The 539-nt window shown below is 39.5% G+C and carries 1 protein-coding gene; it reads left to right on the plus strand.

Features of this window, described 5'->3' with window-relative positions; all coding sequences use genetic code 11:
- Nucleotides 1-9 precede the first annotated feature (9 nt).
- A partial coding sequence (locus QMN76_RS10905; RefSeq protein ID WP_282066050.1) for a carbohydrate porin occupies nt 10-539 on the plus strand: 530 nt, incomplete at its 3' end.

Here is a 539-nt window from a genome sequence, read left to right on the forward strand (position 1 = left end):
TATGAGGGTATGACGACATTGACCCTCAACTGGGATCCAGAAAAAGTGCTTGGTTTTAAACATGGGCTTTTTAATATCAGCGCTATGCAAATCAGAGGACGTTCATTTACAGGAGAAAATATAGCCAACCTCAACCCTATCAGTGGTACTGAAGCGGATCGTTCTACTCGGTTATGGGAACTCTGGTATCAGCAAGGATTTTGGGATGATAAATTTACCGTTAGAATTGGTAAACTTGCCCTTGACCAAGAATTTAATATCAGTGATTATGCCGCTCTTTTTATGAACTCCTCTTTTGGATGGTCAATGGTCAGCTCCCTTGATACTTATAGTGGTGGTGTTGCGTATCCTTTAGCCGCTCCAGGTATTCGTTTTGCTTTTCAACCTAATGAAAACTGGACTAATTTATTCGCTATTACCAACGATAATCCAAATGATGTTTCTTTTTGTAACCCTTCTGGTCCTTTTACTTGTGATCCACAGTCAAAACATCTTTCTGGTACCCGTTTCAATTTTACGACAGGGGTTTTCATTATTAA

Source organism: Commensalibacter papalotli (ex Botero et al. 2024) (genome assembly GCF_947179115.1).
GTDB lineage: Bacteria > Pseudomonadota > Alphaproteobacteria > Acetobacterales > Acetobacteraceae > Commensalibacter > Commensalibacter papalotli.